General features: G+C 33.1%; 3 protein-coding genes and 2 pseudogenes. 4 read left to right on the top strand and 1 reads right to left on the bottom strand.

Going from position 1 to position 4,323, the window contains the following annotated elements:
- The 3 genes and pseudogenes from L950_RS36025 to L950_RS24280 form a co-directional block, all read left to right on the top strand.
- Window positions 1-638 (top strand): sulfatase-like hydrolase/transferase (locus L950_RS36025; protein WP_262507195.1); only part of this gene is annotated, 638 nt, incomplete at its 5' end.
- Window positions 521-1,632 (top strand): annotated as a pseudogene (locus L950_RS37620) (sulfatase/phosphatase domain-containing protein). The gene L950_RS36025 and the pseudogene L950_RS37620, both read left to right, overlap by 118 nt.
- 289 nt (window positions 1,633-1,921) lie before the next feature.
- Window positions 1,922-2,125, top strand: a complete 204-nt coding sequence (locus tag L950_RS24280) for a hypothetical protein (protein WP_021191105.1) — start codon at window positions 1,922-1,924, stop codon at window positions 2,123-2,125.
- A gap of 61 nt (window positions 2,126-2,186) precedes the next feature.
- On the opposite strand, the gene L950_RS24275 is transcribed toward L950_RS24280, so the two are convergent.
- Window positions 2,187-3,212: a LacI family DNA-binding transcriptional regulator gene (locus tag L950_RS24275; protein WP_021191104.1), complete on the bottom strand. Its 1,026-nt coding sequence runs from the start codon at window positions 3,210-3,212 to the stop codon at window positions 2,187-2,189.
- Window positions 3,213-3,326: 114 nt separating this feature from the next.
- Between L950_RS24275 and L950_RS24270 the strand changes: the two are divergent.
- A pseudogene (locus L950_RS24270) lies at window positions 3,327-4,272 on the top strand (TIGR01212 family radical SAM protein).
- Window positions 4,273-4,323 lie beyond the last annotated feature (51 nt).

Raw genomic sequence — 4,323 nt, 5'->3', positions numbered from 1 at the left:
AGAAGCTTTGCTATACAGCAGAGGCTTTTTTTGTGTTTTATACCTTTTTTATCAAGATTATCTTATCTTTAAGAATAATTTTGATCAATATGTCACAACCTACTTTTTATAAACTCTTCGCATTATTTATACCCATATGGTTTTCATATGCTAGTCCAGCTCAGGATGTGAAACATAAGAAGCCGAATATTATTTTTATCTTGTCAGATGATCATACGAATAAAGCAATCGGTGTATATGGCAATAAATTAGCAAAAACTCCTAATATTGACCGGATCGCTAATGAAGGTGCTTTATTTAATAATTTTTTTGTAACCAATTCTATTTGTGTTCCTAGTCGAGCAGCGCTATTAACGGGTAAGTATAGTCATGTGAATGGTTTTATTTCAAATGACAAAAAATTCAATATTAATCAGTTTATTTTCTCCAGATCTTTAGCTGAATCTGGATATCAAACTGCATGGATAGGAAAATGGCATCTGGAAACATTTTACCTCAGGACGCATTCAGTTATTGGACTATTCTTCCTGATCAAGGTCATTATTTTAATCCAGATTTTATTACACAGGCGAATGATACGGTTAATCATAAAGGTTATGTCACAGATATTATTACAGACCTTTCAAAGGACTGGATAGAAAAAAGAGATAAGGATAAACCATTTTTTCTTGTAATCGGTGAGAAAGCCACACATCGCGAGTGGCTGCCTGCATTAGAAGATCTCGGAGCATATGATGATGTTACTTTTCCAGTTCCGTCAACTTTCTACGATACTTATGAGAATAGGAAAGCTGCAGCTCATCAGGATATGAGTATTTCAGGAACAATGAAACTGGGCTTTGATCTGAAAGTAAATGTTGATTATGAAACCGACTGGATTTATAGTCGATTGGATAGCGAACAACGTAGTGCTTACCGTGCTTATTACGGTGATCGGATAAGTAAAGAATTCAATGATAGAAAACTAACCGGTAAGAAACTCGCAGAGTGGAAATTTCAACGTTACATGCGCGATTACTTCTCTACAGCTAAGGCGCTGGATCGTAATATCGGAAAGATTTTGAATTTCTTGGATGACAATGGTTTGGCTGAAAATACGATGTTATTTATGGTTCGGACCAAGGGTTTTATTTAGGCGAACATGGATGGTTTGATAAGCGCTTCATATATGAAGAATCTTTGAGAACTCCTTTTATGATCCGCTATCCTAGGGTTATCAAAGCGGGTACAGTTATTGAACAGCCTGTTTTGAATATTGATTGGGCTCCCACATTGTTAGCGATGGCAGATGCTCCTGCTTCAAAAGAAATTCAAGGAAAATCTTTTTTTGATCTTTTAAAAAATGATAAAGTATCTTGGCGCGATCGAATTTATTATCATTATTATGAATATCCACAACCTCATCGTGTGATGCCACATTTTGGTATCAGAACTAAAAAGTTTAAGTTGATTCGTTTTTATGGAGAACAAGATTTTTGGGAACTTTACGATCTTGAGAAAGATCCTGAAGAATTGAATAATATTTATAGTGAGTTTGAAAATAGCGAACTATTAATTGCATTAAAAAAGGATCTTGCAATATCAATTAAAGAATACAAGGATGATCTTGCTGCAGAGATAATGAGTAAATAAAACGTCTACCTTCTTTTTGTACTTGTATTGACTTTTAGAATTCTTATATCGGATTTATTTCGCTAAGATTATAACTATTACAGCATATATGACTTTTGCTGGTTGATTAGTTCATCCAATTATTTAGGTTAATCTGATCTCCTATTTATTTATAATTTATTATGTCAGATTTATTTGTTGCATAAACTACTTTATAAACAGGTCGTTATGAGATGCAACAGTTGTAATTTTTATCTATGGACTCTTTTGGTATAGTATTTGGCTATTTCCTGAAAAGAATAGGTTATTTATGAAGGCAAAATTTGCAATTTTTTTGGGAGGGTTAATGTTATTGCTATCTGTTAGTTCTTGTGTAGGATATTATCATGATCATGGTCATAGACCTCAACGGGGGCATCATCACGGTCACCATAAGAAAGGACATAATAAACATTACAAAAAGGGGCATAGCAAGCACCATAAAGGTAATGGAAGAAATAGAGGTGGACATTAACATAATAAGGGGATATATAATCCCCTTATTATGTTATGATATAATGATCATTTCTGACTGCTTAGATAGATTCTCTAATGGTAATCTCTGCATCTAGTTCTATCGTTTCGTAGACAATTTCTCTCTTTTTTAATCGAAATTCTAGGATATGAATCATTTTTTCAAAAGCTAATTTTCCTATTCTTGTTGCTGGTTGAGAAATGCAGGTCAATGGTGGATTAAAAGAAAAGGCATAATTCGTATTTGAAAATCCAATAAGGGCAATTTCCGATGGAATTTTAATTTTTTGTTGTGCTAATAAACCTATTGTACGATTTGTCAATAAGTCTGTAGCAGTAAAAATGGCATCAGGACTTTTATTGTCATTTTTTAATTCTTCTAATTTATTTAGGATTTGCTCTTCAACGATTTGAATTTGTGATAGATCGCATCTTAGTAGTTTTTTGTCATCAAATGCGATGTTATTTTGTTTTAAGGCCTCCTGGAAACCTAGAAGTCTTTCATTTGTAACACCATTAGCAAGTCCTGTAATGTGCAGTATATTGCTGTAGTTTCTATCAATAAGTTCTTGCGTTGCTTTTTGTGCTGCTTTTTTATTATCAATTCCTATTTTGAAGGTTTGTAAATTATTATTGATACGATCGAAGATAACAATAGGACAATTGCTATTATGTAGTTGTTGTAAATAACTTAAGTTGGCACTATCTGATACAGGCGAAATTAATATACCATCAACGCCTTTTGAATATAGAATATCAATACATTTTTTTTCTACTGCAGGGCTTTCTCTACTTTGCATAATAATGATATTGTATTTCTGAAAAAGCGAGGACTCTTCTATTCCTTCCAAAATTTGTGAAAAGAATGAATTACTGATCGTCGAAACAATAACTCCTATAATATTGGTTTTACCGGTTTTTAAACTTCTAGCTAATGCATTATACTGGTAATTATGTTCATGGGCATAAGCAATGATCTTCTCTTTTGTTTCTTTATTTATTTCGTAACTATCGGATAAGGCTTTGGAAATGGTGGGAGCTGATAAGTTTAGCGCTTTTGCGATATCTTTAAGAGTTAATCTTTTCATAATTTCCTAATATAACTTATAAAGATACTAAATTGTGTAAAGATTCGATCATTGTAAGGGACATAATGTGTTTCCAATAATTAAATCCTATGAAATCTTTCTATCTTTGTATTTATGAGTACATTATTAGATATAGGACAAAAGCCATATAATCATTATGGATCTTACTTGAAAAAGAAATATAATGGTCAACGCGTATATAAAGTCATTGTGGATGGGAATTTACTTGCCCTAATCGTGATGGAAGTAAGGGGTATGGCGGTTGTTCATATTGTAATGTGGATTCATTTACACCTGAATCTGCACGAAAATTACCAACAATTCGTGAACAGGTGGAAGAAGGCATTAAAAGAGCGCGAGAAGGGTACCGGGCTGATAAATTCATTATCTATTTCAACCCAATACAAATACTTATGCTCCTGCACATTTTTTAAAGGCTATGTATGACGAAGCTTTAGCTGTTTGTCCTGAAGATACTATTGGTCTTTCTGTTGGAACAAGACCAGATTGTATTGATTTTGAAAAGGTAGCTTTGTTAGAAAGTTATTGTGATCGTTATGATGTTGATCTGGAAATGGGGATGGAATCAATTTATGATGAAACTCTAGATAGAATTAATCGTGGTTGTTCTCATGATGAATTACAAAAAGCACTTAAATTAGTTGAAAATAGTCCATTGGAAATCTGTGTACATACAATTTTTGGTTTTCCTTGGGAATCGCATGAAATGATGCTAAAGTATGCTGATGAAATAAATAAGCACCCGCAGATTAAATTTGTGAAGTTACATCATCTGCATATTGTTGAAGGATCGATCATGGGCGTTCAGTACAAGCGTGAACCTTTTCATGTTTTCTCTATTGATGAATATTGTGACTTTCTAGCAGAATTTATTCCGCTATTGCGACCGGATATTGTTATTCAACGTCTATTTGGGTTGGCAGATCAAGATTTACTGATTGCTCCAAATTGGGGAATGAAGAAATCAGCTATTCAAACGTACATAGATAAGGCTTTGGAACGTAAAGAGGCTATACAGGGCTCGAAATATATAGGATAAAGGTTGCTATAATTATTAGCAACCTTTTTTTATTTTTCTATGATTTGAATT

This window comes from Sphingobacterium sp. IITKGP-BTPF85, assembly GCF_001006065.1.
GTDB classification, from domain to species: Bacteria; Bacteroidota; Bacteroidia; order Sphingobacteriales; family Sphingobacteriaceae; genus Sphingobacterium; species Sphingobacterium anhuiense.
Note: the sequence above shows the minus strand (reverse complement) of the source record. Positions and strands in the feature narration are given on the sequence as shown.

What these genes read in the sequence shown, in the direction of transcription:
- L950_RS24280 (WP_021191105.1), top strand. Translation starts at nt 1,922, where the DNA reads ATGAAGGCAAAATTTGCAATTTTTTTGGGAGGGTTAATGTTATTGCTA.
- L950_RS24275 (WP_021191104.1), bottom strand. Translation starts at nt 3,212, where the DNA reads ATGAAAAGATTAACTCTTAAAGATATCGCAAAAGCGCTAAACTTATCA.